General features: G+C 68.1%; 26 protein-coding genes and 1 pseudogene. 15 read left to right on the top strand and 12 right to left on the bottom strand.

All coding sequences use genetic code 11. The annotated features are described in order from the left end of the window. Positions 1–55 precede the first annotated feature (55 nt). The 6 genes from WIX39_RS30555 (at position 56) to WIX39_RS30530 (ending at position 7,336) form a co-directional block, all read left to right on the top strand. Positions 56–3,565: an indolepyruvate ferredoxin oxidoreductase family protein gene (locus WIX39_RS30555; protein WP_409196829.1), complete on the top strand. Its 3,510-nt coding sequence runs from the start codon at positions 56–58 to the stop codon at positions 3,563–3,565. A gap of 15 nt (positions 3,566–3,580) precedes the next feature. Then, entirely contained in the window at positions 3,581–3,919 is a 339-nt protein-coding gene (locus WIX39_RS30550) for a YciI family protein (RefSeq protein WP_409196828.1), read from the top strand. 125 nt (positions 3,920–4,044) lie between these two features. Next, a complete protein-coding gene (locus WIX39_RS30545; protein ID WP_409196827.1) occupies positions 4,045–4,488 on the top strand; it encodes a Rid family hydrolase in 444 nt (147 codons plus the stop codon). Between the two features lie 23 nt (positions 4,489–4,511). Further along, on the top strand, positions 4,512–5,816 hold the full coding sequence (locus WIX39_RS30540) for an MFS transporter (protein ID WP_409196826.1): 1,305 nt from the start codon (positions 4,512–4,514) through the stop codon (positions 5,814–5,816). Positions 5,817–5,844: 28 nt separating this feature from the next. Beyond that, positions 5,845–6,954: a M14 family metallopeptidase gene (locus WIX39_RS30535; RefSeq protein ID WP_409196825.1), complete on the top strand. Its 1,110-nt coding sequence runs from the start codon at positions 5,845–5,847 to the stop codon at positions 6,952–6,954. 178 nt (positions 6,955–7,132) lie between these two features. Continuing rightward, positions 7,133–7,336, top strand: a complete 204-nt coding sequence (locus WIX39_RS30530) for a hypothetical protein (RefSeq protein WP_409196824.1) — start codon at positions 7,133–7,135, stop codon at positions 7,334–7,336. On the opposite strand, the gene WIX39_RS30525 is transcribed toward WIX39_RS30530, so the two are convergent. Further along, on the bottom strand, positions 7,305–7,859 hold the full coding sequence (locus WIX39_RS30525) for a DUF427 domain-containing protein (protein ID WP_409196823.1): 555 nt from the start codon (positions 7,857–7,859) through the stop codon (positions 7,305–7,307). The genes WIX39_RS30530 and WIX39_RS30525 overlap by 32 nt on opposite strands. Before the next feature lie 349 nt (positions 7,860–8,208). Here WIX39_RS30525 and WIX39_RS30520 point away from each other — a divergent pair, with 349 nt between their 5' ends. Together WIX39_RS30520 and WIX39_RS30515 are read left to right on the top strand one after the other, a co-directional pair. Then, positions 8,209–9,081 carry a tyrosine-type recombinase/integrase gene (locus tag WIX39_RS30520; protein WP_409196822.1) on the top strand — a complete coding sequence of 291 codons (873 nt, stop codon included), beginning with the start codon at positions 8,209–8,211 and terminating at the stop codon, positions 9,079–9,081. 9 nt (positions 9,082–9,090) lie between these two features. Beyond that, a pseudogene (locus WIX39_RS30515) lies at positions 9,091–9,270 on the top strand (transposase zinc-binding domain-containing protein); the annotation flags it as partial. A gap of 552 nt (positions 9,271–9,822) precedes the next feature. On the opposite strand, the gene WIX39_RS30510 reads toward WIX39_RS30515, so the two are convergent. From WIX39_RS30510 to WIX39_RS30480, 7 genes are all read right to left on the bottom strand, one after another. Beyond that, positions 9,823–10,587 carry an SDR family oxidoreductase gene (locus WIX39_RS30510; RefSeq protein ID WP_409196821.1) on the bottom strand — a complete coding sequence of 255 codons (765 nt, stop codon included), beginning with the start codon at positions 10,585–10,587 and terminating at the stop codon, positions 9,823–9,825. 66 nt (positions 10,588–10,653) lie between these two features. Next, entirely contained in the window at positions 10,654–12,378 is a 1,725-nt protein-coding gene (locus WIX39_RS30505) for a cytochrome c biogenesis protein DipZ (protein WP_409196820.1), read from the bottom strand. Positions 12,379–12,403: 25 nt separating this feature from the next. Further along, on the bottom strand, positions 12,404–13,441 hold the full coding sequence (locus WIX39_RS30500) for an alpha/beta fold hydrolase (protein WP_409196819.1): 1,038 nt from the start codon (positions 13,439–13,441) through the stop codon (positions 12,404–12,406). 252 nt (positions 13,442–13,693) lie between these two features. After that, entirely contained in the window at positions 13,694–13,825 is a 132-nt protein-coding gene (locus tag WIX39_RS30495) for a hypothetical protein (RefSeq protein WP_285413721.1), read from the bottom strand. 4 nt (positions 13,826–13,829) lie between these two features. Continuing rightward, positions 13,830–14,579, bottom strand: coding sequence for a response regulator (locus WIX39_RS30490; protein ID WP_409196818.1), 750 nt, complete (start codon positions 14,577–14,579; stop codon positions 13,830–13,832). Further along, positions 14,576–15,904 carry a sensor histidine kinase gene (locus tag WIX39_RS30485; RefSeq protein ID WP_409196817.1) on the bottom strand — a complete coding sequence of 443 codons (1,329 nt, stop codon included), beginning with the start codon at positions 15,902–15,904 and terminating at the stop codon, positions 14,576–14,578. Before WIX39_RS30485 ends, WIX39_RS30490 begins: the two co-directional genes overlap by 4 nt. Positions 15,905–15,925: 21 nt before the next feature. Beyond that, entirely contained in the window at positions 15,926–16,348 is a 423-nt protein-coding gene (locus WIX39_RS30480) for an organic hydroperoxide resistance protein (RefSeq protein ID WP_106938057.1), read from the bottom strand. Positions 16,349–16,598: 250 nt separating this feature from the next. Between WIX39_RS30480 and WIX39_RS30475 the strand changes: the two genes are divergently transcribed. Next, on the top strand, positions 16,599–17,441 hold the full coding sequence (locus tag WIX39_RS30475; RefSeq protein ID WP_106938058.1) for a dienelactone hydrolase family protein: 843 nt from the start codon (positions 16,599–16,601) through the stop codon (positions 17,439–17,441). On the opposite strand, the gene WIX39_RS30470 is transcribed toward WIX39_RS30475, so the two are convergent. Together WIX39_RS30470 and WIX39_RS30465 are read right to left on the bottom strand one after the other, a co-directional pair. Next, positions 17,442–18,668 (bottom strand): PQQ-dependent sugar dehydrogenase, encoded by a 1,227-nt coding sequence (locus WIX39_RS30470; RefSeq protein WP_409196816.1) that lies wholly within the window; start codon positions 18,666–18,668, stop codon positions 17,442–17,444. An 8-nt stretch (positions 18,669–18,676) separates the two neighbouring features. After that, positions 18,677–19,333, bottom strand: coding sequence for a dihydrofolate reductase family protein (locus WIX39_RS30465; protein ID WP_409196815.1), 657 nt, complete (start codon positions 19,331–19,333; stop codon positions 18,677–18,679). Between the two features lie 199 nt (positions 19,334–19,532). Between WIX39_RS30465 and WIX39_RS30460 the strand changes: the two genes are divergently transcribed. Then, positions 19,533–19,820: an HU family DNA-binding protein gene (locus WIX39_RS30460; RefSeq protein ID WP_285413714.1), complete on the top strand. Its 288-nt coding sequence runs from the start codon at positions 19,533–19,535 to the stop codon at positions 19,818–19,820. Between the two features lie 187 nt (positions 19,821–20,007). Next, positions 20,008–20,508, top strand: a complete 501-nt coding sequence (locus WIX39_RS30455; protein WP_409196814.1) for a C40 family peptidase — start codon at positions 20,008–20,010, stop codon at positions 20,506–20,508. A 27-nt stretch (positions 20,509–20,535) separates the two neighbouring features. Here the strand turns inward: WIX39_RS30455 and WIX39_RS30450 are convergent, their stop codons facing one another. Both WIX39_RS30450 and WIX39_RS30445 read right to left on the bottom strand, forming a co-directional pair. After that, the gene (locus WIX39_RS30450) at positions 20,536–20,895 is read right to left on the bottom strand and encodes a hypothetical protein (RefSeq protein WP_409196813.1); all 360 of its coding nucleotides are present in this window, start codon (positions 20,893–20,895) and stop codon (positions 20,536–20,538) included. Between the two features lie 206 nt (positions 20,896–21,101). Then, a complete protein-coding gene (locus WIX39_RS30445) occupies positions 21,102–22,400 on the bottom strand; it encodes an FAD-dependent oxidoreductase (RefSeq protein ID WP_409196812.1) in 1,299 nt (432 codons plus the stop codon). A gap of 212 nt (positions 22,401–22,612) precedes the next feature. Here WIX39_RS30445 and WIX39_RS30440 point away from each other — a divergent pair, with 212 nt between their 5' ends. From WIX39_RS30440 to WIX39_RS30425, 4 genes are all read left to right on the top strand, one after another. After that, entirely contained in the window at positions 22,613–24,679 is a 2,067-nt protein-coding gene (locus WIX39_RS30440) for a carbon starvation CstA family protein (RefSeq protein WP_081269275.1), read from the top strand. A 4-nt stretch (positions 24,680–24,683) separates the two neighbouring features. Next, positions 24,684–24,890 carry a YbdD/YjiX family protein gene (locus WIX39_RS30435; RefSeq protein ID WP_081269276.1) on the top strand — a complete coding sequence of 69 codons (207 nt, stop codon included), beginning with the start codon at positions 24,684–24,686 and terminating at the stop codon, positions 24,888–24,890. A gap of 126 nt (positions 24,891–25,016) precedes the next feature. Further along, complete coding sequence (locus WIX39_RS30430) at positions 25,017–26,297, top strand: M20/M25/M40 family metallo-hydrolase (RefSeq protein ID WP_253819923.1); 1,281 nt, start codon at positions 25,017–25,019, stop codon at positions 26,295–26,297. Positions 26,298–26,453: 156 nt separating this feature from the next. Then, positions 26,454–26,873 carry a sel1 repeat family protein gene (locus WIX39_RS30425; protein WP_409196811.1) on the top strand — a complete coding sequence of 140 codons (420 nt, stop codon included), beginning with the start codon at positions 26,454–26,456 and terminating at the stop codon, positions 26,871–26,873. Positions 26,874–26,914 lie beyond the last annotated feature (41 nt).

The raw sequence follows: 26,914 nt of genomic DNA, 5'->3' as shown, positions 1-26,914 counted from the left end.
TATGCTGTCCAGACGGATTAATATTTGATCTTCCCCCGATGGACGGATCCACACCATGCAGACACAAGAAGCAGCGCTCGCGCTGGAGACAGGCTACCGGCTCGAAGACAACCGCACCGCGCGCGCAGGCCGCGTGTTCCTTACCGGCACGCAAGCACTGGTGCGGCTGTTGTTCCGCCAGCAGCAAGAGGACAAGGCCCGCGGCTGGAACACCGCCGGCTATGTGAGCGGATACCGTGGCTCCCCGCTCGCGGGCGTTGACACTGAGTTGTGGCGAGCCAAGTCAGATCTGGCCGAACACGGCATCCGCTTTCTGCCGGCCATCAACGAGGACCTTGCCGCCACTGCGGTGATGGGCACGCAGCAGGTTGGCCTGGACCCCGAGCGCGAGGTCGACGGCGTGTTCGCCATGTGGTACGGCAAGGGGCCGGGCGTGGACCGCGCGGGCGATGCGATCCGCCACGGCAACGCGGCCGGCACGTCACGCCGCGGCGGCGTGCTGATGGTGGTGGGCGACGACCATGCCGCCACGTCTTCGTCGATCCCTAACGCCAGCGACCTGTCGCTGATGGGCTGGGGAATTCCGATCGTGCATCCGGCCTCGGTCGACGAGTACGAAGCCTTCGGCCTCTGGGGCTGGGCCGCGTCGCGCCATGCCAGCACCTGGGTCGCGTTCAAGGCGATCTCGGAGACGGTCGAGAGCGCGCGCTCGGTCGATGCTTCTATCGATGCGGCGTTCGCATTGCCCGAGCCCTCCGAATTGGCCGATACCTCAGCGCTCGAATACCGCACGAGCGACTTCCTCACGGCGGCCGTCGAAATACGGCTGGCCGCCAAGCTCGAAGCCTTCAGCGCTTTCGCGCGCGGCAACCCGCTCGACCGCCTGGTGGTGGCCGCGCCCGAGGCCACGACCGGCATCGTGGCGGTCGGCAAGTCCTTCCACGACCTGATGGAAGTGCTGCAGCGCTGCGGCTTCGGCGCCGACGACCTGCCGGCGCTCGGGCTGCGGCTTTACAAGCCCGGCCTGGTGTTCCCGCTCGATAACGAGGGCGCCGACCGCTTCTGCGAGGGGTTGTCTCATGTGCTGGTGATCGAGGAGAAGGCATCGGTGGTTGAGCAGCAACTCAAGGACCGCGTGTTCAACCGCGCGCGCCGGCCCACGGTCTGTGGCAAGCAGGACCTTGAAGGCCATCCGCTGCTGGCCTGGACCGGCCAGCTCTCGCCAGCGAGCATCGCTGCCGCGCTGCTGACGTGGCTGCGCGCCATCGGGCATCCGCTGGCTGCGCGCATCGACACCGCGCGTTTCGCCCCGCGCGCAGCGCTGTCGAACGAGGCCGACGGCATGCGGCGGCTACCGTACTTCTGCTCGGGCTGCCCGCACAACAGCTCGACCAAGGTGCCCGAGGGCAGCCAGGCACAAGCCGGCGTGGGCTGCCACTACATGGCGAGCTGGATGGACCGCGACACGGGCGGCCTCACGCAGATGGGCGGCGAGGGCGCCGACTGGCTCGGGCGCGGCGCCTTCACGCGCGTGCCGCACGTCTTCCAGAACATGGGGGAGGGCACCTACTTCCACTCGGGCTACCTCGCCATCCGTCAGGCGGTCGCAGGCGGCGCCAACATCACCTACAAGATCCTGTTCAACGACGCGGTGGCCATGACCGGCGGCCAACCCGTCGACGGCCAGACCAGCGTGCCGCAGATATGCACCCAGGTCGCAAGCGAGGGCGCGCGCAAGGTGGTCGTCGTGACCGACGAGCCACAGCGCTACCAGGGCGTGACCTTGGCCGCGGGCGTGCAGGTGCGGCATCGCCGCGAGCTCGACCTGGTGCAGCGCGAGTTGCGCGAGATCTCCGGCGTCACGGTTCTTGTCTACGACCAGACCTGCGCGGCCGAGAAGCGCCGCCGTCGCAAGCGCAAGAGCTATCCCGATCCGGCGCGGCGGGTACTTATCAACTCCGAGGTCTGCGAAGGCTGCGGCGACTGCGGCACGCAGTCGAACTGCCTGTCGGTCGCGCCGCTGGAGACCTCGTTCGGCCGCAAACGCCAGATCGACCAGTCGAGCTGCAACAAGGACTTTTCGTGTGCTGAAGGCTTCTGCCCCAGCTTCGTGAGCGTGCTCGGCGGCAGCTTGCGCAAGGGCACGGTGGCGGCGCCCGCTCAGGATCCCGAGGCGCTGGCTGCAGCGCTTGCGCTGCCTGCGCTGCCTTCGCTCGCGCACCCCTTCGACCTGATGATCGCGGGCGTCGGCGGTACCGGCGTCATCACGCTCGGCGCGCTGATCGCGATGGCTGCGCACCTCGAGGGCAAGGGCGTCTCGGTGCTCGACTTCACCGCGCTCGCGCAGAAAGGCGGCTCGGTCGTGAGCCACGTGCGCCTGGCCGACACGCCCCATCGCCTGCATGCGGTGCGCCTGCTGCCGGGCACCGCGCGCACCCTGATCGCCGCCGACTTGGTGGTGGGTGTACTGCCCGACGTGCTGGGCGTGATCGGCGAGGGCCGCACGCGCGTGGTGGTCAACACGCATCTGCAGACCCTGGCCGAGTTCACGCGCCAGCCCGACCTGCCCTACCGCGAGGACGCGCTGCTGGCGAAGATCGAGGCCGCCGCGGGTGTCGCGCAGGTCGAGCGCATCGACGCGAACGCCACCGCCAAGGCGCTGCTGGGCGACGCCATCGGCGCCAACATGCTGATGCTCGGCCATGCCTGGCAGCAGGGCGGCGTGCCGGTGAGCCTGGCGGCGCTGATGCGCGCGATCGAGCTCAACGGCGTGGCCGTGGCAGCCAACAAGCGTGCCTTCGCGGCTGGCCGCCTCACCGCCGCCGATCCGCAATGGCGCCAGACCCTGATGGGTGACCGGCGCAGCGTCGTCACACTGAACCTGCCACAGTCTTTCGAGAAGCTGCTTGAGGAACGCGTGCGCTTCCTCACCGACTATCAAAACGCGCGCTATGCGCGTCGCTACCTCGACACCGTGCGCCGCGTGGAGGCCGCTGAGCGAGGCATCGCACCTGGAGCGCGGCGGCCGCGGCTGGCGGACGCGGTGGCACGTTCGCTGTTCAGGCTGATGGCCTACAAAGACGAGTACGAGGTCGCGCGGCTGCATGCGCGGCCCGAGTTCCTTCAGAACCTGCGCAGTCAATTCGAGGGCAACTTCAAACTGCAATTCCACTTGGCGCCGCCGATCTTCGAGAAACGCGGCGCTGACGGCAAGGTGCTCAAGCGCAGCTTTGGCGCTTGGATGTTGCCGGTGTTCCGCGGGCTCGCGGCGATGCGCGGCCTGCGCGGCACGCCGATCGATCCCTTCGGCTGGCTGGCCGAGCGGCGCGAGGAACGCGCGCTGCTGGTCGAATACGAAGGGCTCGTCGAGCGCCTGCTTGACGGACTGACCAACGAGCGCATCGGAAGCGCGGTAGCGGTTGCCGCGCTGCCCGAGAAAATCCGTGGCTATGGGCATGTGAAGGCGCGCGCCATCGCTGAGTACCGCCGCAATCTGGCCACGCTGCTGGCTGCGCACGACGCACCTCCGCCTGCCGTGCAGTCGCCCGCGCTGAAGACTGCCTGATCGAGGAACGCCGCCATGCCCATCGCCCTCGATTGCCGTTACCGCCCCGGTGGCGCGCAGGACCGCCTGCCGATCCGCGCGGCCCACCTCGACTACATGATCGCTAACCAGGGGCGCGTGCTGCACGGCGGCCCGTCGCTGGTCGACGGGGAGCTGGTCGGCATGTACCTGCTGCTGGCCACCGACGACCCTGGGCAGGCTGACGACTTCCTGGCCGGCGAGCCCTATGCGCGAGCCGGGCTCTTCGCCGAAGTGCAGCGGACGCTCTTCACGGGCTACCTGCCCGAACCGCGACAGGGCTTCCTGGCGGAACTGCGGCGCGATGCATCGCGCTGCGTCGCGGCCGCGGACTGAGCAAGCGCGGCACCCACGGGGGCCTGCGCACAAAGTCCTCGGCCATGTCGTCCCAGGAAGACTGCCTCTTGACGCCAAGGGTGTCTATGAATATGCCGTCTAGACGGCTCAATATGTTATCGAACATGTCCCACTATCTAGACGCGCACTGCATTGACGACTTTCGCGAACTGCCACGACGCGCGCTGCCGCGCACGGTGTTCGATTTCATTGACGGTGGCGCGGGCTCTGAGTCGAGCGCGCTCGGCAGCAGCTTCGGCATTCCTTCCGTGATGGGAACGGGCGCAAACCTCGATTTCGCGGCGCTGGAGGTGACCGTGGGCGAACAAATTACACGCGTCCTGCGGCGCATCGACGCGCTGCTGGCGCAGGCGGGGTCGGACAAGTCGAGACTGCTGAACGCCACCATCTGGCTCGCCGAGATCGACGACTTTCCCGAGATGAACCGTGTGTGGACCGGCTGGCTCCCGCCGGCGTGCGCACCGGCGCCCGCGACCGTTGGCGCGCTGCTCGCGCTGCCCACGCTCCTGGTCGAGGTGGCCGTGATTGCTGCGACCGGTGCCCACTGACATTCTTGCCTACCTCGACGCTCATGAACCCCACCCCCGCGCACACCGCCATCAGCCGGCGACAGACCATCGTCGCCACGACCATTGGCAACGGCCTCGAGATCTTCGACTTCACCGTCTATGGTTTTCTCGCACTGGTAATCGGCAAGCTGTTCTTTCCAACCTTCAGCGGCTACGGCCAACTGCTGCTCACGGTAGCGACCTTTGGCGTCGGCTTCATCATGCGGCCACTGGGTGGCATTGTGATCGGTGCCTACGCCGACCGCGCGGGTCGCAAGAAGGCCATGACCCTGACCATCTTCTTGATGGCGCTTGGCTGCGCGGTGATCGCATTCACGCCCACCTACGCCACCATCGGCGTCGCGGCGCCGGTGCTGATCGTGCTGGCGCGGTTGATCCAGGGCTTCTCGGCCGGTGGCGAGGTCGGTGCGTCCACCACGCTGCTGGTGGAACATGCCACGCCGCAGAACCGTGGCTACATGGCGAGCTGGCAGTTCGCGAGTCAGGGCCTGGGCGTGATGCTCGGTGCGGTCGTGGTGGGCACGCTGACCTTCACGCTGTCGCCGCAATCCATGGAAAGTTGGGGCTGGCGCGTGCCCTTCTTCATCGGCATGCTGATCGCGCCGGTGGGCATCTACATCCGCCGCCACCTCCACGAGTCGCTGGAAATCACGCCCGATCAAGGCGCGAAGCCGCGCGAAAGCAGCTTGCGGATCGTGTGCACGCAGCATGGCGGCACAGTACTTGCGGCCATCCTCACCATGGTAGGCGGCACCACGGCTGCCTACGTGATCACCTTCTACATGCCGACCTACGCGGTGCGCGAGCTGCGGCTCGCCCCATCGGTCGCGCTGTTCGGCGCGGCGATCACAGGGCTGATCCTGTTTCTGGCTTCGCCGCTGGTCGGTGCATTGTCTGACCGCGTGGGGCGCAAGCCGCTGATCTTCTGGAGTCGCCTCTTCCTCGTGCTGCTGATCTACCCCGGCTTTTTCTGGCTCAATGCCTCGCCCACGCCCGTGGTGCTGTTCGTGGTGCTCGGCGTACTGAGTTTGGGATTGGTGGGTCAGACCGCGCCGAGCATCACAATGCTGCCCGAGATGTTCCCGAAGGCGGTGCGCGCCAGTGGCATGTCACTGGTATACAGCGTGGGCGTCGCGCTGTTCGGCGGCTTCGCGCCCTTCATCAGCACCTGGCTGCTCAATGCCACCGGCAGCAAGCTCGCGCCAGCCTGGTACCTGGTCGCGATGACCGCGGTCTCGTTACTGGGCTTGATCTGGTTGCGCGACCATACAGGCCGCGACATCGACGCGGCGGGTTCGCACGCCTGAAACGCTCGCCTCTACTTCGAAGCTTTCAATGACAACCTCCACCCACAGCAGCGCCGTTACGCGGCATTTCTCGGGCACGTACGCCGAGGCCCGCGCCAAGTTCCTCGAGGCCGCGAGCGGCCGCGGCGCTTTGATCGAGTCCTTCGTCAACAAGGGCCACCGGGGCGCGCTCGGCGAGGAACTCGCGACCGACGTCGCGTTGCTCGGCGCCGTCGATGCGAAGCTGCTGCTGCTCGTGACCTCGGGCACACACGGGCCCGAAGGCTTCTGCGGCTCGGGCGCGCAGGTCGCAACCCTGCATGACGAGGATCTGCTCTCGCGCCTGCAGCAGGCCGGCGTGGCGCTGCTTCTGGTGCATGGCGTCAACCCGTACGGGTTCTCGCATCTGCACCGCACCAACGAGGACAACATCGACCTCAACCGCAACCACATTGACTTTAGCGCTCCGCTGCCGGTGAATGCCGAGTACGCCAATGTCGAGCCGCTGGCGCTGCCCGCGAGTTGGCCGCCGACGCCAGCCGACCAAGCGGCCGCGGATGCTTACATCGAAAAGCATGGCATGCGCGCCTTCCGGACCGCCCTCACAAAAGGCCAGTACGGCTCGCCCGACGGCCTGTTCTACGGTGGCACCGAACCGACGTGGAGCAACAAGACCATCCGCGCCATCCTGCGCAAGTACGCGGCCTCGGCCACTCACCTGGGTTGGATCGACGTGCACACGGGGCTGGGCCCTTATGGACACGGCGAGAAGGTGTACCCGGGCCGCAATACGCCTGAAGATCTCGCGCTCGCCCGAGCTTGGTGGGGTGCCGACGTTTTCGCGCTGTTCAGTCAGGACTCCGTGTCCGCGCATGTGTCGGGGCCGGTTGTCTCGGCCGCCTACGACGAATGCCCGCAAGCACGGATCGCACTGATGGGCCTCGAGTTCGGAACCATTCCCGACCACGAGATGCTGTTTCGTCTGAGCGCCGACACGTGGCTGCGCCGTCATGGCGAGGCGCCCGAGTCGCAGCGAAGAGAGATTCGCCAGCAGTTGCGCGATGCTTTTTACTGTGACAACGACGAGTGGAAGGGCATGGTGCTGGGCCAGACGCGCGTGGTGCTTCTGCAGACGCTGTTGGGCTTGCGCGCGACTTAACGTTGCCACGCAGCTCCAACGGGACTGGTTTCGCTGCGGCTGACATCGGAGGTGAGTTGCTGCGCTGGACCATATGCTTGGTTATCCGACGGCGAAGCGCCGTCTCGATGTTGAAGCGCAGTGAATTGCTCCGGCGTGACGACCAGCCCACTCATCCCGACAGCGGATGAATCGAGAAATGAGCAGCGCAGATGCGCACAGCTATTGCAAGCGTGTGCAAATGGTGTTCCAGGATCCGTTCCGCTCGTTCAATCCGCGCCGCAGGGTGGGCCGCACGTTGGCAGAGGGACTGATGAATTTCGGCGTCATTGCGAGCGAGGTGCATGCCCGGATGCTGAAGATGCGACTGGCTACCAACCTTCGCTACCGGGTTCGCCTTTGAAGGGACCGACCAGATCAGGGGTGATCCAGCCCCCATAGAAGGGGCCCGCCTGTGGCTGGGCCTTCGATCCGCCGACACGGCAGTCAAGATTGTGGGCATAGAAGGCTACACAGCCGGCCAGCGGCTCGGCACCAGACAAGGGATGGGGGTAGCTCCAGGCGACCTGGTCCAAGCGGCGCGCGCCGTCGACCAGATTCCAATAGCGCGCCGGTCCCTTCCACTCACAGAACGAGCCATTGCCAGCTGGCTGCAACAGTCCAGTCCGTACGTCGGCCAGCGGCAGGTAGAAGGTAGGGGGGTGGGCCGTCTCGCGGACTGCCCAGGCGGCTCGGGTGCGCGCTACCTCGAGATTGCCCCAGAGCACGACGATCTCACGGGCTTCGCGTACGAGCTCTGGCGGCCTCGGGAAATCCCAAACCGAAACCTGCCCCGGCGCAGGGACATCGGCGAACGGGGGGCGCTTCTGCCCTCGCCAAAGCCACTGCGCGCGGGCGCTATCAAGCCAGTTGGAATCGCTGCTCATGATGGGCTGGAAGATACACGACGATGCCAAGTGCCGGGCGAATGCCGAGAACCAGGGCGGTTCGCAACAATGAGCTTTCGGCAGAGACCGTGATGCCGATGATGTGCACCTGCGGCCAGAACATTTTCCTTCAGCGCTTGGCCGGATGCCTGCTATTCAGGCGGGCGCAGTGGCGCTGCCGCTGCAAAGCTGACATGTGCTTCCCCGAGCCGTATGACTGCACTGGGTCCAAGGACTACACCGCTCGCGCGGTAGCCCGCCGCAATGGCCGCGGTGCGGATAGGCATTGCGCCCCTGTCTATGTTGAGAACTGAGGCAATCGGCCTCGTTCTTCGACAGGAGCACGATCATGATCCCTTCCACACCGGCGGTTTCACCGCTGCGCCAGCGCTTGCTCGACGACATGCGCATGCGCAAGCTCGGCCCCAAGACGCAATCTGCCTACATCCGTGCCGTGCGCTACCTCGCGAGCTTCCTTCAGCGCTCCCCCGACACAGCTACCGAGGAGGATCTGCGGCGTTTCCAGCTGCACTTGGTCGATCGGGGCGTCTCGCCGATCACGCTCAACGCCACCATCACCGGCCTGAAGTTCTTCTTCGACGTCACGCTCAATCGCGGCGAACTGGTCGAGAGGATGAGCTACGTGCGTGTGCCCCAGAAGCTGCCGGTGGTGCTCAGCCGCGACGAGGCCGCACGCCTGATCGCAGCAGCCACCAACCTCAAGTACCACACGGCACTGTCCATCGCCTACGGCACCGGCCTGCGGGTCAGTGAGATCGTTGCGCTGAAGGTCGGCGACATCGACAGCGAGCGCATGACCCTGCGCGTCGAGCAGGGCAAGGGTCGCAAGGATCGCTATGCGATGCTCTCGCCGGTTCTGCTGGAGCGGCTGCGGGCCTGGTGGCGATATGCAAATGCGATGGGCAAGATGCTGCCCAACGGTTGGCTGTTTCCCGGGCAGAACTCGGTCGATCCCTTGACCGCGCGCCAGCTCAACCGGGCAGTCCATGACGCTGCCGAAGCGGCCAAGATCGACAAGCGCGTCACCATGCATACGCTGCGCCACAGCTTCGCCACGCACCTGCTGGAGCAGAAGGTGGACATCCGCGTGATCCAGGTGATGCTCGGCCACAAGAAGCTGGAGACCACGTCGGTCTACACGCACGTGGCTACCGAAGTCCTGCGCGACGTCGTCAGCCCGCTGGAGAAGCTGTCTGCGTAGATCGTCTTCATGGCGCACTGCGCCCTGGAAGTCGCCGACATCTTCCGCACCCACGGTCCTGGCTGGCGCAACGCACAGCGTGGTCACCTGAGCCTGGGTCAACTCAAGGTCATGTCGGCCATCGAGCAGTGCCGCAGCGCGGCGCTGGGGGGCCACGTGTTGCGTTGCGAAGGCTGCGGGCAGGATCAGAGCGCCATGACGACGCAGCTGCTCAGCCAACCTTCGACCCTTCTTGCTATCGGGCCGATGAGAGGAAGTCTGGTCTTCGAGCCCGGTGATGCCCTTCGTCGACCGTCCTGGCGTCGAGCAATGCGAACGATGGCCTGGATTTACTGCGCTTCGGCAACGCCATCGGAGCCGTCTCTCGGGCTCTGCGTCGGAGCCAACTTGGGCCACGCGTTCCGAATCCCCATAGGCCCGTAGCCTTCCCCGTCCCCAGCAGAGCATTCCGCGGTTTCCTCCTTAGAGGCTTGTCCAACACCTGCCCTCAAGCCGTTGTCCTGCTCGGGCTTGTGGTGTTGCACGGGCAGGTATCGGACAACCCTTAACCGAAGCGGAAACTCCAGAATCAGCTTTGAACAAACAGCCCTTCGCAGCGGTTCATCTGCCGCGACAGCACCGCGGCCCACCTCCAGGAGGAATGGCTCCGACACAGAGTCGCCTAGCTTCAAGCAGCACTCGATTTCTAACGCTCTGTCAGGGACGCGGCACCGCCCGGAGCGCCGCCTCTCCCAAGAACAACTACAGAGTCAGACCTCCGTCGATGGTCAGGCTCGCGCCCGTCATGTACCCTGACTCTTCGCGCGCGAGGTAGGAGACCAGGGCCCCGATCTCCTGGGGCTTGCCGACGCGCTTCAAGGGGCTTCGCTGCGCCAGTGCTTCGGTCCAGTCCGCGGTCAGGTCGGTCTCGACCGGGCCCGGCTGGATGTTGTTGACCGTGATGCCTCGCGGCGCCAGGTCCAGCGCCGCGCCCTTGACCAGGCCGGCGACCGCGGTCTTCGTGAGCTGGTAGACGCTGGAGCCGGCCTGGCCGGTGCGCAGCGCCACGTTGCTGCCGATGGTGATGATTCGCCCGCCATCCAGCACATGCGGCACGCTCGCCTGCACTGCCAGGAACACGCCACGCACGTTGATCGCCAGCATCTGGTCCAGGTCGGCCAGCGGCACCGCGTCGATGCTGCCCGCCTTGTAGATGCCGGCATTGACGACCACGACCTGCAGGGCGCCGAAGCGCTCCACGGCCAGGGCGACTGCGCTGCGAATGGCCTGGGCATCGGCGCTGTCGGCCGCGATGGCGTGGGCACGGCCGCCGGCCTGCGCGATCTGCGCGACCAGTGCCTGTGCGCTGTCGGGCCGCGACACGTAGGTGAACGCGACGGCGTAACCGTCGGCCGCCAGTCGCCGCACGGCGGCGGCGCCGATGCCGCGTGATCCGCCGAACACCAAGGCGGCGCCGCGGGGCGTTGTTGCGTCTTTTCTCACTTCATTTTCCTTTCCGGGCGCCATGGTCCGTCACTCACCGAACACCTGCACGCAGGCAGGACCAGAAATCAGGGGGCGCGTGCTGCGGCATCAGCCGAACGTGAATGCGTAGCCGCGCGCCCCGGAATCAAGAAAGCGGATTTCCACTGTGCGGGCCTTCACCGCGCCGCTCTGGCGCACGAGCTGGTACAGGCGGGTGGCGTCCACCACGCCGTTGCCATCGGCATCCACGTCCGTGCCGTGGTGCCGCCCGGGGGGCTGGCCGTCCAGCGTCAGTCGAAAGCGCACCGGGCCGCTGGCGCCCGCGCCGAGCACCAGGTTGGCGTCGCGGGCCTCGAAGCGCATCGCAAGGCCGCCACCCGCATCGGCCCCTTCCACGAACTCGGGCTTCAGCGTCCAGGTGCCGGACAGCGACCAGCTGTTGGACTGCAGCGCGGCGGGCGTGTAGTACGCCGGCTTGTCGGGCACGACCTTGCCGGCGACGCGTGGGCTGCTCCCCTTCTCGTAGCCAAGATAGGTCTCCGGGCTGCGCAGGGTGTCGGCGTCGGCGGCCAGGCCGGGGCCGCGCAGGTCCGGCGCCACGTTCGGCGCCGGCACAGGCTGCGCATCTCCGGTGCCGGGCGCGCCGGCCTCACGCAGCAGCTCCTCGATCACGCGCTCGGAGGCCGCGTACCCGCCCTCGCCGAACTGGTGGTGCCGCACGCGGCCCTGTGCATCGACGAAGTACAGGGCCGGCCAGTAATGGTTGTCGAACCCGCGCCAGATGCGGAAGTCGTTGTCCTGCACAACCGGGTAGGCGATCTGCAGATCCTGCAATGCGCGCCTGACATTGCCGGGGTCTTTCTCGAAGGCGAACTCGGGCGTGTGCACGCCCACCACCACGAGACCACGGTTGGCGTATTTCTGCGCCCAGGCTTTCACATAGGGCAATGTGCGCAGGCAGTTGATGCAGGAATAGGTCCAGAAGTTGACCAGCACGACCTTCCCTTGCAATGCGGCGATCGACTGCGGAGCGGCGTTGAGCCACTGCGTGCCGCCTTCCAGGCTGGCCCGCGCTGATTCCACCGGCAGCCGGGCGGGCTGCGGTGAGGCAGCAAGCGCGGCGGGAATCAGGCGTTGCAGCAGGCCGGCTTCGAGCCCGCTGTCGCCCAGGCCGCCGAACCGGGCCAGCAGGCGCGTGTCGATGCCGGTGCCCACGGCCACCACGCCGGCCAGCATGGCGACGCCCGCGATGCGGCAGCCAGCGATGCCGGGCAGCAGCCTGGCCTTCAAGGCGGCCAGCGGCCCGGCGCCGACCCGCAGCGCCACCCACAGCGCCACGCCGGCACCGGCGCCGTACGACAGCAGCAACAGCAAGGTATGGGCACCCGGCCCCGTCAGCGCGGCCGTGGCGAGCACCAGGCCCAGCACCGGGCCTGCGCACGGTGTCCAGATCAGCCCCGTGGCCGCGCCCAGCAGCGCGGCGCTGCGCCAGCCGCCGCGCTGCTGCTTGTGCGCCAGGCGCTCACCGGCCCGCACCAGCGGGGCACTCCACCACGCGGCCAGGCGCGGCGACAGCAGCGATGCCCCGAACAGGGCCAGCGCCGCCAATGCGGCCCAGCGGCCGATCTGGTTCAGCTGCACGGCCCATGCGCCCGCCACGGCGCCGAGGGAGGCCACGGCCGCGAAACCAGCGACCATGCCGGCGAGCAGCGGCAGGTTGCCCTGCGCGAAGGGCCGGTCATGGCGCGCGAAAACGAAGGGCAGCACCGGCAGGATGCAAGGGCTGAGCACGGTCAGCATGCCGGCGACAAAAGCGGCGATGGCAAGGGTCATGGCGGATCCGAAGCGGTGGTGCGACTCAGAGCCGCGTGACGTCGATCACCGCCTGTGCGAACGCGGCGGGCGCCTCCTGCGGAAGGTTGTGGCCGATTCCGCCGTCCAGCTGGCGGTGCTGGTATTTGCCGCTGAACTTCTTCGCATAAGCGGCCGGATCGGGATGCGGCGCGCCGTTGGCATCGCCTTCCATCGTGATCGAGGGCACGGCGATGACGGGGGCCGTGGCCAGCCGTTGCTCCAGCGCGTCGAAGCGCGGCTCGCCGGCCGCCAGGCCGATGCGCCAGCGGTAGTTGTGGACCACGATGGCCACGTGGTCCGGGTTGTCGAAGGACTGCGCGCTGCGCTGGTAGGTGGCCTCGTCGAAGCGCCAGCGCGGCGAAGCCTGCTGCCAGATGAAGCGGTTGAATGCCGCCGGGTTGGCGGCATACCCGTCGCGGCCACGGTCGGTCGCGAAGTACGACTGGTACCACCAGGCGAACTCCGCGGCCGGCGGCAGCGGCTTGGCGTTGGCTTGCGGGTTGCCGATCAGGTAGCCGCTCACCGACACCAGCCCGGCCACGCGCTCGGGCCAGATCGCGGCCAGGATGCAGGCCGTGCGCGCGCCCCAGTCGAAGGCGCCCAGCACGGCCTGGCGGATGCCCAGCGCGTCCATCAGCGCCACGATGTCCTGCGCCACCGCGCCCTGCTGGCCGTTGCGGGGCGTGGCGTCGGACAGGAAGCGCGTGTCGCCGTAGCCGCGCAGGGAAGGCACGATCACGCGATAACCCGCCGCCGCCAGACGCGGCGCCACGTCGACGAAGGCATGGATGTCATACGGCCAGCCGTGCAGCAGGATGGCCACGGGGCCATCGGCCGGGCCGGCCTCGGCATAGGCCACGCGCAGGTCGCCGGCGGCGATGGTCTTGAGCGATGCGAAGCCGGTGGCGCCCGTGCCCGTGGCGGCCCGCGCCGGTGAGGCGAGCAGGTTGGCGATGGGCGCGGCGGCGAGGCCCAGGGCCGCGCTGGCGAGGAAGTCGCGGCGGCGGGTGGTCGTTGCGGTTGTCGTGTGGGCGGTGTGCATGGAATGGCCTTTGGCTGCGGTTGGGACGGTGCCGGCGCGGTCTGCGTCGGCTGGCCCCTAGTACATCGCCCAGATGTATGTGGCATGTGTCGTGGGCACTCCCCGATTGCATGGCCATGTCGCGGCAGCGGGGCCGGATACACAGCCATACAAACTCGCCATCGACTGGCGCATCGCGGATGGGGTGCCCTGAAACGACACCGCCACCCGGAGGTGGCGGCTGGAGGCAAACGGGTGGAGGCAGGCCTGCGCTCAGGAACGCCGCCGCCGCAGCGGCGGTGCAGCGCTGGCCGAAGGCATGGCACACGGCCGCCCCGCAGACTGGCTGATTTCGGACGCGAAACCGCCGAAGAGGAAGAACAGCGAGAACAGCAGCTTGCGCATGTCTCTATGCGTCTTGCGCTTCGACCTGCGCGGCGAACACGTAGCCCTCGCTACGCACGGTCTTGATGTAGCGCGGCTCGCGGGCGTCGTCGCCCAGGCACTTGCGCAGTCGGCTGATCATCAGGTCGATGGAGCGCTCGAACAGCTCGGCCTCGCGGCCCTGCGTGATCGAAAGGATCTGGTCGCGCGTGAGCACTTTCTGCGGATGGTCCACCAGCACGCGCAGGAGCCGGTATTCCGCGCCGCTGAGCGACACCACCGTGCCTTCGTGGTCCAGCAGCATGCGCTCCACCGTGTCCAGCCGCCAGTCGCCGAAGGCCAGGTAGCGCGCCTCGTCGGTGCTGCGCATGTTGGGCGGCAGCATGCGCGTGCGGCGCAGTACCGACTTGATGCGGGCCAGCAGCTCGCGCGCGGCGAAGGGCTTGGCGAGGTAATCGTCGGCGCCCATCTCAAGGCCCAGTATGCGGTCGGCCTCGTCGCCGCGCGCGGTGAGCATGAGGATGGGCAGCGCCTTGTGCTTGCCGCCGCGCAGGTCGCGGCACAGCGTCAGGCCGTCCTCGCCGGGCAGCATCAGGTCGAGGATCACGAGGTCGAAGGGTCCGGCGGTCTCCAGGGTCTGGCGCATGTGGCGGCCGGTGGGCGCGGTGGTCACGCGCAGACCGTTCTTCTGCAGGTAGGCGCCGACAAGCTCGCGGATCTCGCGGTCGTCGTCGACCAGAAGGATGTGGTCGGCGGCAGGCGTGGTGGTGTTCATCGGATGTCCTGATTCGTGGCGGCGGGCAGGCGCAGGCTCGCGCACAGGCCGCCTTCGGGCCGGTTGTGCAGGGCCAGCTCGCCACCGAGCGACAGTGCCAGCTGGTGCGCGATGGCCAGGCCCAGCCCAGTGCCGCCGGTCTCGCGGTTGCGTGAGCTTTCCAGCCGGTAGAAGGGCTGCAGCACGGCGGCGAGCTGGTCCTCGGGAATGCCGGGGCCATGGTCGCAGACCTCGACCAGCACGGCACCGTCCTGAAGCCGCACGCCGACCTCGGCGCGCTCGCCGTATTTGAGCGCGTTGTCGACGAGGTTGGTGAGGATGCGGCGCAACGCGTGCGGCCGGGTGCTGAGCGACACGTCGGCCTCGTGCACGAGCGTGACCGGGCGACCGGTGTCGGCGTAGTCGTTGACGATGCTGTGCACCAACGCGTCCAGCTTCACGCGGCGCGGCGTCTCGTCGGAGCCCTGCAAGGTCTTGGCGTAGCCCACGCCCTCGTGCACCAGCGTGCGCATGGATTCGAGGTCCTGGCGGAACTTGTCGGCCTCGGGCATGTTGTCCGCCAGGTCCACGCGCAGGCGCATTCGCGTGATGGGCGTCTGCAGGTCGTGCGAGATGGCGGCGAGGATCTGCATGCGCTCCTGCACGGTGCCTGCAATGCGCCGCTGCATCGCGTTGAAGGCGCGCGCGGCCTGCGCCACCTCGGCCGGCCCGCCCTCGGCCACGGGCGCGGGCCGCAGGTCGGGGCCGAGCCGGTCGGCGGCCCGGGCCAGCTGCGCCAGCGGCCGTGTGACCAGCCGCATGCCGGCCCAGGCGCAGGCCGCGAGCACCAGCAGCTGCGCGAGCAACAGCCAGGTCACCCAGTCGGCCACCGGCATCGGCACGCGGCGCGCCAGCACATACAGCGAGGAGCCGTCGTTCAGCCGCACCTGCATGCACGCCGTCTCGGGCTGCTGCGGAAGCTGGCCCACAGCGACCACGGGAAAGGGCCGCAGCGCGTTGGTCACGATATCGGCGAAGCGCGCCAGGGCGGGCGAGGAGGGCGGCGCCATGTCCCCCACGCCCTCCAGGGAGAAGCGGTAGTTGGGCCGCTCCAGGCGCTGGAACCATCCGGCGCGCTCGGCGGCGGGCAGGCGGTCGAGGATGGCCACGGAACTCGCGATGTCGCGCTCCACGCCGCTGACCATCAGGTTCATCAGCGTCTGCCCGCGTTCGTAGCGGATCGCCGTGTAGGTCAGCACCTGGGCCAGCGCCATACCCACCACCACCAGCAGCGTGACGCGCGCCAGCAGGGTGCTTGGCCACAGCCTTCGGAGGAATGCGGGCATGGGTGGGGGCCGGTGCGTGGGTCAGGCCACCGACAGCGCGACCTCGATGTTGCCGCGCGTGGCCTTGGAATAAGGGCACAGCTGGTGCGCGCCTTCGACGATGGCCAGGGCGGTGTCGTGCGGCACGCCGGGCACGAGGACCTGCAGCCGCGCCGCCAGCCTGAAGCCGTCGGCACCTTCGACCAGGTCGACCTCGGCATTGACGGCCAGCCCTTCCGGCAGGCGCACGCCCTGGGCCTGGGCCGCGCGGGCCATGGCGCCCATGAAGCAAGCCGACCATCCGGCTGCGAACAGCTGTTCGGGGTTGGTGCCAGGACCCACGGTACCGAAGCGCGTGAGCGTGACGTCGAGCCGGCCGTCGTCGCTGCGCGCGGCGCCGCCGCGTCCGCCGGTGGTCTGGGTACGGCCGGTGTAGAGAACCTTGTCTTGGGTGGTGGTGTTCATGGTCGTTGTCCGTCAGAGGGAGTTGTGGAAATGGAGGCGCGATTGTTAGGGCGCGCAGCGCTTTCTCCGAGGGTGTTCTTGACCTTGTGTAGGAGCCGCTCATGCGGGCTACAAAACTATACAAAAGTCGCCCATCCAGCAGCGCGAGGCGACTCCGCCGCCGTGCTTCATGGAAAGCCCGCCCGCTTGCTGGCTGTCCCGATTCGTGGCAAAAGCTGGCGTGTTCCCATCCTTATGAGGTAAATCAACCGTGTGTGATCTGAACGACCAGGAAGAACTCAAGAAGTACACCCGCCGCGACTTCGCTACGTGGGCCGCATCCGCCGGTGTACTGACGGCGTTGCCCAGCGTGGCCAACGCCGTCGCCGTTGCCGAGCGCGAGGTGACCATCGCCACTGCGGATGGCAACTGCGACGCTTACTTTGTCGCACCGACCTCGGGGCCTGCACCCGGCGTGCTGGTGTGGCCCGACGTGTTCGGTCTTCGCCCGGCCTTCAGGCAAATGGGTCGGCGGCTGGCCGAGTCGGGCTACAGCGTGCTGGTGGTGAATCCCTTCTACCGGCAGAAGAAGGCTCCCACTGCCGCGCAGGGCGGCCAGACGCCGATCGCCGAAGTGATGCCGCTGATGCAGGCGCTGACGCCGGCCATGCATCTGAGCGACGGCAAGGCCTTCGTGGCGTGGCTCGATGCCCAACGCGAGGTGGACAAGGCGCGCAAGCTGGGCACCACCGGCTATTGCATGGGCGGCCCGATCGCGGTGCGCACTGCCACCGTGGCCCCCGGCCGCGTAGGTGCTGTCGGAACCTTCCATGGCGCCGCCATGGTGACCGCGGCGCCCGACAGCCCCCATCGCCTGGTGGCCCAGACGCAGGCGCGCTACCTGATTGCAGTGGCCCAGAACGACGACGCCAAAGATCCCGAAGCCAAGGTCACGCTGCGCACTGCGCTCGAAAGCGCGAAGCTGCCAGCCGAGGTGGAGGTGTACCCGGCGGCCCACGGCTGGTGCCCGCCCGACACCCAGGTCTATGACGCCGCCCAGTCCGAGCGCGCCTGGACGCGCCTGCTGGCCACGTTCAGCACGGCACTGGCCTGATCATTTCGGCGTGAGCCGATACAGGCCGCCCTCGCGGTCGTCCTCGATCAGCCACAGCGCGCCATCGGGCGCCTGCTCGACGGCGCGGACGCGAAAGCCGACGGTCCAGTGCTCCGCCGGTTTCGCGATCGCGCCGTTGACCTCGATCCGGTGCAGGGCACGGCTGACGAGGCCGGGCGCGAACGCCGAGCCCTTCCATTTCGGAAACATCGCGCCGCTGTAGAACATCAGGTTGCCGGGCGCCAGCACAGGCGTCCAGTAGATCGCGGGCTTGGCGAGGTCGGCGCGCGTGTCGGGGCTGGCAATGGGCACGCCGTCGTAGTTCACCGCATAGGAAACGAGCGGCCAACCGTAGTTCTTGCCCGGTTCGATGAGGTTGAGTTCGTCGCCGCCGCGCGGGCCGTGCTCGAGCTCCCAAAGGCGGCCATCCGGCGCGAATGCGAGGCCGTAGGGCGTGCGATGCCCCGAACTCCATGTCTCGGACGGCGTCAGATTGGGGCCGTCGAAGACATGGGTGCGCACGACCGGCGCGGTCTTCGCGGCCTCCGTGTCTCTCGGCGGATCGATCACCGGGACCGACTGCGCACCCGTCTTGCCTTCCATGGGGTTGCCGGGTGCGGGCTTGCCGTCCAGGGTCAGTCGCAGGATCTTGCCGGCCGGTTGGTTCGGGTCTTGCGCAGGGGTGAAGCGCTGCCGATCGCCGACCGTGAGAAAGAGAAACTTCTGGTCCGGCGAAAAGGCCACGGCGGCGCCGACCTGGCCTCCCTTGCCCTTGATCGGGTCACGCCAGACGACCTTCAGGTCCTCCAGCGAGGCGGTGCCGGTGCCGATCCTGAGCGTCGCGCGGGCGAGCGCCAGGCTCGAGGTACCCGTGACTTGTCCGGGCTCCGAATAGGTCAGGTAGATCGCCGCATCGCTCGCAAAGGATGGGGCCAGGTACACGCCGAGCAGGCCGTTCTGGCTTTGGTAGAGCACTGGCGGCACGCCGGTGACTTCGAGCTTCTGCCCGGACTGGGTCGTGAGGTAGAGCTTGCCGATCTTCTCGGTGACCAGCATGCGCCCGTCCGGCAGGAAGGCGATGCGCCATGGCAGGTCGAACTGCGCGACCTTCGTGAGCTTGAACGGGGGCGACGGGGTGGGGGGCAGGGTGCCGGCGTTGATCTGCGCGAACACGGGCGTTGCACCGAAGAGCAACAAGGATAGGCTTAAGGACTTCATGGATGGCATGTCCCGCGTCAGGGCGCATTGCGGCGCAGGAACACATGCGTGGCGCGCTCGCCTGCCACCTGCCGCTCGCAGCTGTAGCCCAGGGCCGGCAGGTCCAGGCCGGCGAAAAGCGCCTCGCCCTTGCCCAGCAGCACCGGCCGCACGGCCAGGTGCAGTTCGTCGATCAGCCCGGCCTTCAGGTATTCGCGCACGGTGGCCACGCCGCCACCCACGCGCACGTCGCGCGTGCCTGCGGCCGCCCGTGCCAATGCCAGAGCCTCATGGATGCCGCCGGTGACGAAGTGGAAGGTGGTGCCGCCTTGCATCGTCAGTGGCGCGCGGGCATGGTGGGTCAGCACGAAGACCGGCACATGGTAGGGCGGCTCGTCGCCCCACCAGCCTTTCCAGCTCTCGTCGGGCCACGGACCGCGCACCGGTCCGAACATGTTTCGCCCCAGGATCCACGCGCCCATCTCGGCGAAGCCCTGCTCGGCGATCTCGTTGTCGATGCCGGTTTCGCCGTTGGCCTCGCCCGTGCTGTGCATCTGCTGCCAGACGCGCGTGGGAAAGAACCAGTTCATGAGTTCAGGGCCGCGAACGCCCAGCGGATGCTCCAGGCTCTGGTCCGGGCCGGCAGCGAAGCCGTCGAGCGAAACGCCGAAACTGCGTACTAGCAATCGGGTCATGGCGGTGTCTCCTGGAAGAACGAAGCGGCAGTCTAGCGTGGGCGGTGCCTCGCGGAGGTCCCGCTTCGGCCAGATGTTTCACTCTTGAAACGCATGCGCCCCGCCATCCGCCGCCGGGGCGTTTAAAGTTCGGTCCCCGGTAGCGCTTTCTCGCTACCGTTTTTTTCCAACCGCTTGATTGAAGAAAGAGCATCCCGTTTTGAACAAGACCGAACTCATCGCCGCCATCGCCACGGACACGAACCTCAGCAAGGCCGATGCCGGCCGCGCGCTCGACGCCGCGATCGAAAACCTGTCGCGCGCGCTGGCCGCCGGCGACACGGTGCAACTGATCGGCTTCGGCACCTTCGCCGTGGCAAGCCGCCCTGAGCGCACGGGCCGCAACCCGTCGACCGGCGAGCCGATGACCATCAAGGCCAGCAAGGCGCCCAAGTTCACCGCCGGCAAGGCGCTGAAGGACGCGGTCAACGCCGTCGTCGCCAAGTAAGCGGCACGCCTCGCGTCATTTTCTTTTCGCATCTTCTCCCTCCGCGGCGCCGGCGCAGCAGCGCAGACCCCGGAGGGCGTGGCCTCTTCTTCAGGAAGCGGACGCGTTCCGCGCTAGAGTGCGTGCACGTTCACAAGCTCAGCCATCCGACATGTCCGACGCACCTGTGTCAACGCCACGTTCCCGCATGCCCGCGCCACCGCGGCTGCTTCAGATTCTCGTCATCGCCGCCTGCCTCCTGATGGCGGGCTGCGCAAGCCCTCCGGGCCCGCGCCAGGGACGAGGCCCCGCACCGTCGATCACCAGCACGCCGCTCACGGACGAGCAGTCGAACAGCATCGCCATTCACGCGCTGGGGCTGGTCGGCACGCCATACCGCTATGGCGGCAACACGCCGGACGGCGGCTTCGACTGCAGCGGGCTCATCGGCTACGTCTATATCAACAGCGTGGGGCAATCGCCGCCGCGCACGGTGGCGCGCATGTCGGACTTCGGTCAAGCCGTGGCGATGTCGCAGCTTCGCACGGGCGACCTGGTGCTCTTCGGTTCGTCCACGCCCACGCATGCCGGCATCTATGTGGGCGGCGGCCGCTTCGTGCATGCGCCGTCCACGGGCGGCGAGGTGCGGCTCGACCGGCTCGACGGCGTGTACTGGTCGCGCCAGCCGACGCAGGCACGGCGGCCCTGAGCATCAGGCCCGGGGCGCATCGACCGGTCAGTCTTCCGCGTCGCGCTGTTTTCTTCGTCGCCAGCCGGCCCGCTCGTCCATGCGTGCCCAGGCGTTGAGCAGTGCGGCGCGCGTGATGTCGCCGGCCATGCGGATGGCGATGGCGTCGTCGGCGTTCAGCGGGCGCCAGTCGGTCGGATCTTCCGCGCGCGAGATGCTCATCCACCGGGCGCCGCAATGGCTGCACGATGCCACGAGGACGTTGCCCGTCTCGACGTGGCCGAGCATGGTCTGTTCGTCGAGTGCCGGCGTGCCGCAGCATGACCAGTAGAGCGTCATGTCGGGCCGTGCCTGTGCCTGCCGGGCCCAGGCGGCCGCGTGATACCAGAGCGTCGCGTGCAGTGCCATGTCACGCCCTCTCAGGCGGCAGGCGCGGCCTGCGCGGCTTGTCGAGCCGATAAAGCCTCACCAGCGTCTCTGCCGAGACGACCCACACGGCCGCGACGGCGGCCAACCAGACGATTTCCATTGCTCACTCTTGTTCGGGAGTGGATGGAGTATCGAAAGGCGCGCATAAAAACGGCATCGAATGCCGGTGGCCGCGCGTAAAAATTTCATAAAGACCGGTGCGGCGAGGTCACATGTTCCGGCCGCACGCCCAGTCCCACCGCCCGTGCCGGCAGCCTGCGAAGCACGGGCCAGCGCGAGAGCAGCCGCAGCGGCCACGGCACGTGGCCCGCCACCGCCGTCATCTTGCCGCCGAGCACCGGCACCAGCACGCGGTCTTGCACCATGCGCTGCGCCGCCTGCGTCACGCGCACCGGCCATTCCCTTCGCCGCTGCAGCTGCGGCAATATGTCGTCGATCTGCTTGTCGGTGGCCGTGCCGGCCAGCATCGGGGCCAGCAGGTTGGCCGCGGCCACCGCGTCCTGCACGGCCAGATTGATGCCGACGCCGCCCACAGGCGACATGGCATGCGCCGCATCGCCAATGCACAGCATGCCCTTGCACGACCACGACTCGAGCCGGTCGACCGTCACCTCGAGCAGCTTCACCGCGTTCCAGTCGGGCAGTGCCGTCGCGAGCCGGTCGGCGAAGAAGGGCGCGATCTTGCCGATCTCGGCGTGGAAGGCGTCGATGCCCCGGGCCTGCAGCGCGGCGTGCCCGCCCTTGGGAATCACGAATGCGCACTGCCAGTAGTCGCCGCGGTTCAGCGTCACCAGCAAGTGCCCGGCGGCGATGTGGCCCGCGGTGGCCTCCGGGTCGCCGCTTTCCCTGGGAATGCGCATCCACAGCACGTCGATCGGTGCGCCGTAGCTGATGTGCGGCAGTGCGGCGGCATCGCGCAGCGCCGAGTGGCGGCCGTCGCTCGCGACCACCAGCGAGGCGTGCAGCTCCACGTCCTGCGGCTTGCCGGCCCGGCGCCCGCGCCGCACCTTCACGCCGTTGACGCGCCCCTTGTCCTGCAGCAGGCCGACGGCCTCGGCGTCGGTCCACAGCTCGAAGCCCGGATAGCGCCGCGCCTCGTCGCACATGAAGTCCAGGAACTCCCACTGCGGCATCAGCACCAGGAACTTGCTGTGCGAAGGCAGGTGGGTGAAGTCGGCCACGGGAAAGTTCCGGCCCTCGAAGCTGGCGCACAGCTGCTCGATGCGGTCGTGCGGGCGCTGCAGGAAAGCCTCGAGCAGGCCCAGTTCGTGAAGTACCTCCAGCGTCGACGGGTGCACGGTGTCGCCGCGGAAGTCGCGCAGGAAGTCAACGTGCTTTTCCAGCACCACGACGGGGACGCCGGCCCGCGCGAGCAGCAATCCGAGCACCATGCCGGCGGGGCCGCCGCCCGCGATGCAGCAGCGCACCTGCGCCTGGCTTGCCTGGGTCGCCTGGGTTGAAGTAGGGGGAGCGGTGTCGGTCAATCGGCTGGCTCGCTTGTTGAAGACAGACCCCTATTGTTCCGGCTTGGTCCGGTTCGTGCGTGTAGGCCCGCAGGCATTGAACTGCGGGCCTCGGGCATGGGCATGCGGGTTTTCCATTACGCAAAGCCACGCGCCCGGCCCGCGCGGTCCGACGGATGCGCCGCGGCGCCCGCGCGGCAAAACTCCCGGGGTTCAATCCTGGAGACATCCCAATGCAAAGCATCCGACGCCACCTGGTGTGGCTGGTCGTGGCCGTGGCCGGCGCGTTTTCGCTCGCCACCGTGGCCCTGACCCGAGGTGAGAGCGTCAACGCCCTCTGGGTGGTGGCCGCCGCGATCTGCACCTACCTGATCGCCTACCGCTACTACAGCCTCTTCATCGCTGACAAGGTGCTGGGCCTGGACGGCAGCCGCAAGACGCCCGCGCACCGCCACAACGACGGCCTGGACTACGTGCCGACCGACAAGAACGTGCTGTTCGGCCACCACTTCGCGGCCATTGCCGGCGCGGGCCCGCTGGTGGGCCCGGTGCTCGCGGCGCAGATGGGCTACCTGCCCGGCCTGCTGTGGGTGCTGGCCGGCGTGGTGTTCGCCGGCGCGGTGCAGGACTTCATCATTCTCTTCATCTCCACGCGGCGCGACGGCCGCTCGCTGGGCGACCTCGTGAAGCAGGAGATGGGCGTGGTGCCCGGCATGATCGCCCTGTTCGGCACCTTCATGATCATGATCATCATCCTGGCGGTGCTGGCGCTGATCGTGGTGAAGGCGCTGGCCGAGTCGCCGTGGGGCACCTTCACGGTGGCGGCCACGGTGCCGGTGGCGCTCTTCATGGGCGTGTACCTGCGCTACCTGCGCCCGGGCCGCATCGGCGAGGTGTCGCTGATCGGCTTCGTGCTGCTGATGCTGGCCATCTTCGGCGGCCAGGCCGTGAGCCAGAGCCCCGAATGGGCGCCGCTCTTCACCTTCGACGGCAAGGCGCTCACCTGGATGCTGGTGGGCTACGGCTTCGTCGCCGCGAGCCTGCCGGTGTGGCTGCTGCTGGCGCCGCGCGACTACCTGTCGACCTTCCTGAAGATCGGCACCATCATCGCGCTGGCCATCGGCATCGTGTTCGTGATGCCCACGCTGCAGATGCCGGCCGTCACGCAGTTCGCGCAGGGCAACGGCCCGGTGTGGTCTGGCAGCCTGTTCCCGTTCCTGTTCATCACCATCGCCTGCGGGGCCGTCTCGGGCTTCCATGCGCTCATCTCCTCGGGCACCACGCCCAAGATGCTCGACAACGAGCGCCATGCGCGCTTCATCGGCTATGGCGGCATGCTGGCCGAATCCTTCGTCGCCGTGATGGCGCTGGTGGCGGCCTCGTGCATCGAGCCGGGCATCTACTTCGCGATGAACAGCCCGGCCGCGCTGGTGGGCAGCACCGCGCAGCAGGCGGCGCAGACCATCTCGAGCTGGGGCTTCGTGATCACGCCCGAGATGCTGGTGCAGACCGCCAGGGACGTGGGCGAGACCACCATCCTGGGCCGCGCAGGCGGCGCGCCGACGCTGGCGGTGGGCATGGCCCACATCCTGCACCAGGTGATCGGCGGCCAGGCCATGATGGCTTTCTGGTACCACTTCGCGATTCTGTTCGAGGCGCTTTTCATCCTCACGGCGGTGGACGCCGGCACCCGCGCCGGCCGCTTCATGCTGCAGGACCTGCTGGGCAGCTTCGTGCCGGCGCTCAAGCGCACCGACTCGCTGCCGGCCAACCTCGTGGCCACGGCACTGTGCGTGGCGGCCTGGGGCTACTTCCTGTACCAGGGCGTGGTCGATCCGCTGGGCGGCATCAACACGCTGTGGCCGCTGTTCGGCATCTCCAACCAGATGCTGGCCGCCGTGGCGCTGATGCTTGGCGTGGTGGTGCTGTTCCGCATGAAGCGCGAGCGCTACGCCTGGGTGGCCGCCGCGCCGGCCGCATGGCTGCTGGCCTGCACGCTCACCGCGGGCTGGCAGAAGATCTTCTCGGCCGACCCGAAGATCGGCTTCCTGTCGCATGCCGCCAGGTACACCGAGGGCATCGCCAACGGCGTGCTCGTGGCGCCGGCCAAGACGCCCGAGGCCATGTCGCGCATCGTCTTCAACGACCGGCTGGATGCGGCGCTGTGCGCGCTTTTCATGTTCGTGGTGCTCAGCGTGCTGGTCTACAGCATCAAGGCCTGCCTGGCGGCACGCGCGGCCAACCGGCCGACCACGCAGGAGACGCCGTTCGAGCCGCTGGCCGCATCGGCCGCGCGCTGAAGCCATGGGCCTCGCATTGCCCGAAGCCGGGCGCTACTTCGCGCGCTCGCTCAAGCAGTCGCTGCGGCTCATGGTCGGCATGCCCGACTACGACGCCTACCTGACCCACATGGCAGCCACCCACCCGGACCGCCCGCCCATGAGCTACGAAGCCTTCTTCCGCGAACGGCTGGAGGCGCGCTACGGAGCAGGCAAGGGGCGCTGCTGCTAGCCAGCGCTTCGTTAGCCGTTGTTCGTGTTCGCTTGACCCGCGCAGAATGCGGGTGATAGCCTGCCCTCGCCTCGCGAGGGGCAGGCTTTTCTTCGTCGAACACCAGCGAACAACACAACGCAACCCATGATTTCTTCCAAGCGCTCATCCCCCACCAAGCTCACCAACAAACCGGCGCCGCTGCGCTCCGTCTGCCACGGGGTGGTGCTTGCATGCGCGCTGCTGGCCGGCGGCAACGCCCTGGCCCAGAAGCCGCACCAGGGCGCGCTCGATGCGGCCACGCAATACAAGGACGAGGCGCTCCAGATGCTCGAGCGCATGGTCAACATCGACTCGGGGTCGGCCAACACCGAAGGGCTCGACAAGGTGCGCGAGATGGCCGTGGGCGAACTGCGCAAGCTCGGCGCGCGCATCGAGACCTTCCCCGCCGACCCGCACCCCGGCACCAACGTGGTGGCCACCTTCACGGGGCAGGGCAAGAAGAAGATCCTGATCCTCGCCCACATGGACACCGTGTTCAAGGACGGCACGGCCGCCGCCAAGCCCTTCTACGTCAAGGACGGCCGCGCTTACGGCCCCGGCGTGATGGACGACAAGGGCGGCGTGGTCGCGGGCCTCTATGCGCTGAAGATCCTGCAGCAGATCGGCTTCAAGGACTATGGGCAGATCACCTTCCTGCTCGACACCAACGAGGAGACGGGCTCCGTCGGCACCAGCGCGCTGATCGAGCGCGTGGCCAAGGAGCATGACGTGGCGCTGAACCTGGAGCCGGGCCGCCCGGCCGATGGCCTCGTGGTCGAGCGCAAGGGCTCGGCCACCGCGCTGGTCGAGGTGAAGGGCGTGGCCGCGCACGCGGGCGTGGCGCCCGAGGCCGGCCGCAATGCCGCGATGGAAGTCGCGCACCAGGTGCTGCAGCTGTCGAAGACGGCCGACCCGGCGAAGAAGACCACGGTCAACTTCACCGTGCTCACCGCCAACGGCCCGACCAACGTGATTCCCGCCACCGCGAGCGCCAAGGGCGACGTGCGCGCGGCCACGCCGGAAGAGTTCGACCGTGTCGAGAAAGACCTGGTGCGCATCGCGCAGAACAAGCTGATTCCCGAGACCGAGGTGCGCGTGCGCCTGGTGCGCGGCCTGCCGCCGATGCCGCGCCTGCCCGCATCGGAGAAGCTGGTGAAGATGGCCGAGGGCATCTACGCCGAGATCGGCAAGAAGCTCACCATCGAGAGCAGCGGCGGCGCGGCCGACGCGAGCCTGGTGGCGGGCGTGGGCGTGCCGGTGCTCGACGGCTTCGGCATCGTGGGTGGCGGCATCCACACGCCGGAGGAATACGCCGAGGTCGAGAGCGTGGTGCCGCGCCTCTACCTGCTGTCGCGCATGCTGATGGACCTGAGCGCGAACAACTGACCCGGTGCGGGCTGCCTTCCTCGCGGCGTTGGCGAGCTCGCGGCGTTGCGAGGCCGCAGGCTCAGGCGAAGGCTGAGGCCGCCTGAGCCAATTCCAGCTTTTCCCGTCGGCGCCGCGACGAGACGATGCATGCCATCTCATTCGCGGAGCTTGCCGATGTCGTCCGAACTCAACCAGATCGCCAGCTGGTCCTTGCGCTGGCGCGTTGCCTTGTCGGGCGCACTGTGCGTCGCGGCCGCGTTGTGCGCCGCGCAGCCGACCGACGCCAGCGCCCAGCTGCATGCCGAGCAGCGCTTCCAGCTGGCCCTCGAAGCGCAGTCGGACCGCGACTACGCCACCATGCTCGACATGCTGCGGCAGGCCGCCGACGAAGGCCATGCCCAAGCGCAGGAGATGCTAGGCATGGTGCTGCTGACCGGCCCGACGCTCTATGGCGCCGCCGTGAAGGCCGACCGCTGCGAGGCGCGCGCATGGATGCGTCGCGCGGCGGCGCAGGGCAGCGAGAGCGCGCGGGCGCAGCTGGTGTTCCTGAACCGGCTGCGCGGCTCGCCCGCAGGGCGCGGCGCCTGCGGCTGAAGCCCGCGCCGCGGGCGGCTGGCCTTCAGGTCAGAATCGGG

This window comes from Variovorax sp. AB1(2024) (genome assembly GCF_037482385.2).
Taxonomy (GTDB): domain Bacteria; phylum Pseudomonadota; class Gammaproteobacteria; order Burkholderiales; family Burkholderiaceae_C; genus Variovorax.
This window is presented reverse-complemented; position numbering and strand designations above follow the sequence as displayed.

Bases quoted from the DNA above. Each gene is read 5' to 3' on its own strand.
- WIX39_RS30480 (WP_106938057.1), bottom strand. From the start codon at position 16,348: ATGAACACCACCACCCAAGACAAGGTTCTCTACACCGGCCGTACCCAG.
- WIX39_RS30535 (WP_409196825.1), top strand. From the start codon at position 5,845: ATGACAACCTCCACCCACAGCAGCGCCGTTACGCGGCATTTCTCGGGC.
- WIX39_RS30525 (WP_409196823.1), bottom strand. From the start codon at position 7,859: ATGAGCAGCGATTCCAACTGGCTTGATAGCGCCCGCGCGCAGTGGCTT.
- WIX39_RS30430 (WP_253819923.1), top strand. From the start codon at position 25,017: ATGATTTCTTCCAAGCGCTCATCCCCCACCAAGCTCACCAACAAACCG.
- WIX39_RS30470 (WP_409196816.1), bottom strand. From the start codon at position 18,668: ATGCCATCCATGAAGTCCTTAAGCCTATCCTTGTTGCTCTTCGGTGCA.
- WIX39_RS30450 (WP_409196813.1), bottom strand. From the start codon at position 20,895: ATGGCACTGCACGCGACGCTCTGGTATCACGCGGCCGCCTGGGCCCGG.
- WIX39_RS30545 (WP_409196827.1), top strand. From the start codon at position 4,045: ATGTCCCACTATCTAGACGCGCACTGCATTGACGACTTTCGCGAACTG.
- WIX39_RS30440 (WP_081269275.1), top strand. From the start codon at position 22,613: ATGCAAAGCATCCGACGCCACCTGGTGTGGCTGGTCGTGGCCGTGGCC.
- WIX39_RS30540 (WP_409196826.1), top strand. From the start codon at position 4,512: ATGAACCCCACCCCCGCGCACACCGCCATCAGCCGGCGACAGACCATC.
- WIX39_RS30520 (WP_409196822.1), top strand. From the start codon at position 8,209: ATGATCCCTTCCACACCGGCGGTTTCACCGCTGCGCCAGCGCTTGCTC.
- WIX39_RS30425 (WP_409196811.1), top strand. From the start codon at position 26,454: ATGTCGTCCGAACTCAACCAGATCGCCAGCTGGTCCTTGCGCTGGCGC.
- WIX39_RS30495 (WP_285413721.1), bottom strand. From the start codon at position 13,825: ATGCGCAAGCTGCTGTTCTCGCTGTTCTTCCTCTTCGGCGGTTTCGCG.
- WIX39_RS30550 (WP_409196828.1), top strand. From the start codon at position 3,581: ATGCCCATCGCCCTCGATTGCCGTTACCGCCCCGGTGGCGCGCAGGAC.
- WIX39_RS30485 (WP_409196817.1), bottom strand. From the start codon at position 15,904: ATGCCCGCATTCCTCCGAAGGCTGTGGCCAAGCACCCTGCTGGCGCGC.
- WIX39_RS30510 (WP_409196821.1), bottom strand. From the start codon at position 10,587: ATGGCGCCCGGAAAGGAAAATGAAGTGAGAAAAGACGCAACAACGCCC.
- WIX39_RS30465 (WP_409196815.1), bottom strand. From the start codon at position 19,333: ATGACCCGATTGCTAGTACGCAGTTTCGGCGTTTCGCTCGACGGCTTC.
- WIX39_RS30435 (WP_081269276.1), top strand. From the start codon at position 24,684: ATGGGCCTCGCATTGCCCGAAGCCGGGCGCTACTTCGCGCGCTCGCTC.
- WIX39_RS30455 (WP_409196814.1), top strand. From the start codon at position 20,008: ATGCCCGCGCCACCGCGGCTGCTTCAGATTCTCGTCATCGCCGCCTGC.
- WIX39_RS30500 (WP_409196819.1), bottom strand. From the start codon at position 13,441: ATGCACACCGCCCACACGACAACCGCAACGACCACCCGCCGCCGCGAC.
- WIX39_RS30505 (WP_409196820.1), bottom strand. From the start codon at position 12,378: ATGACCCTTGCCATCGCCGCTTTTGTCGCCGGCATGCTGACCGTGCTC.
- WIX39_RS30555 (WP_409196829.1), top strand. From the start codon at position 56: ATGCAGACACAAGAAGCAGCGCTCGCGCTGGAGACAGGCTACCGGCTC.
- WIX39_RS30530 (WP_409196824.1), top strand. From the start codon at position 7,133: ATGAGCAGCGCAGATGCGCACAGCTATTGCAAGCGTGTGCAAATGGTG.
- WIX39_RS30490 (WP_409196818.1), bottom strand. From the start codon at position 14,579: ATGAACACCACCACGCCTGCCGCCGACCACATCCTTCTGGTCGACGAC.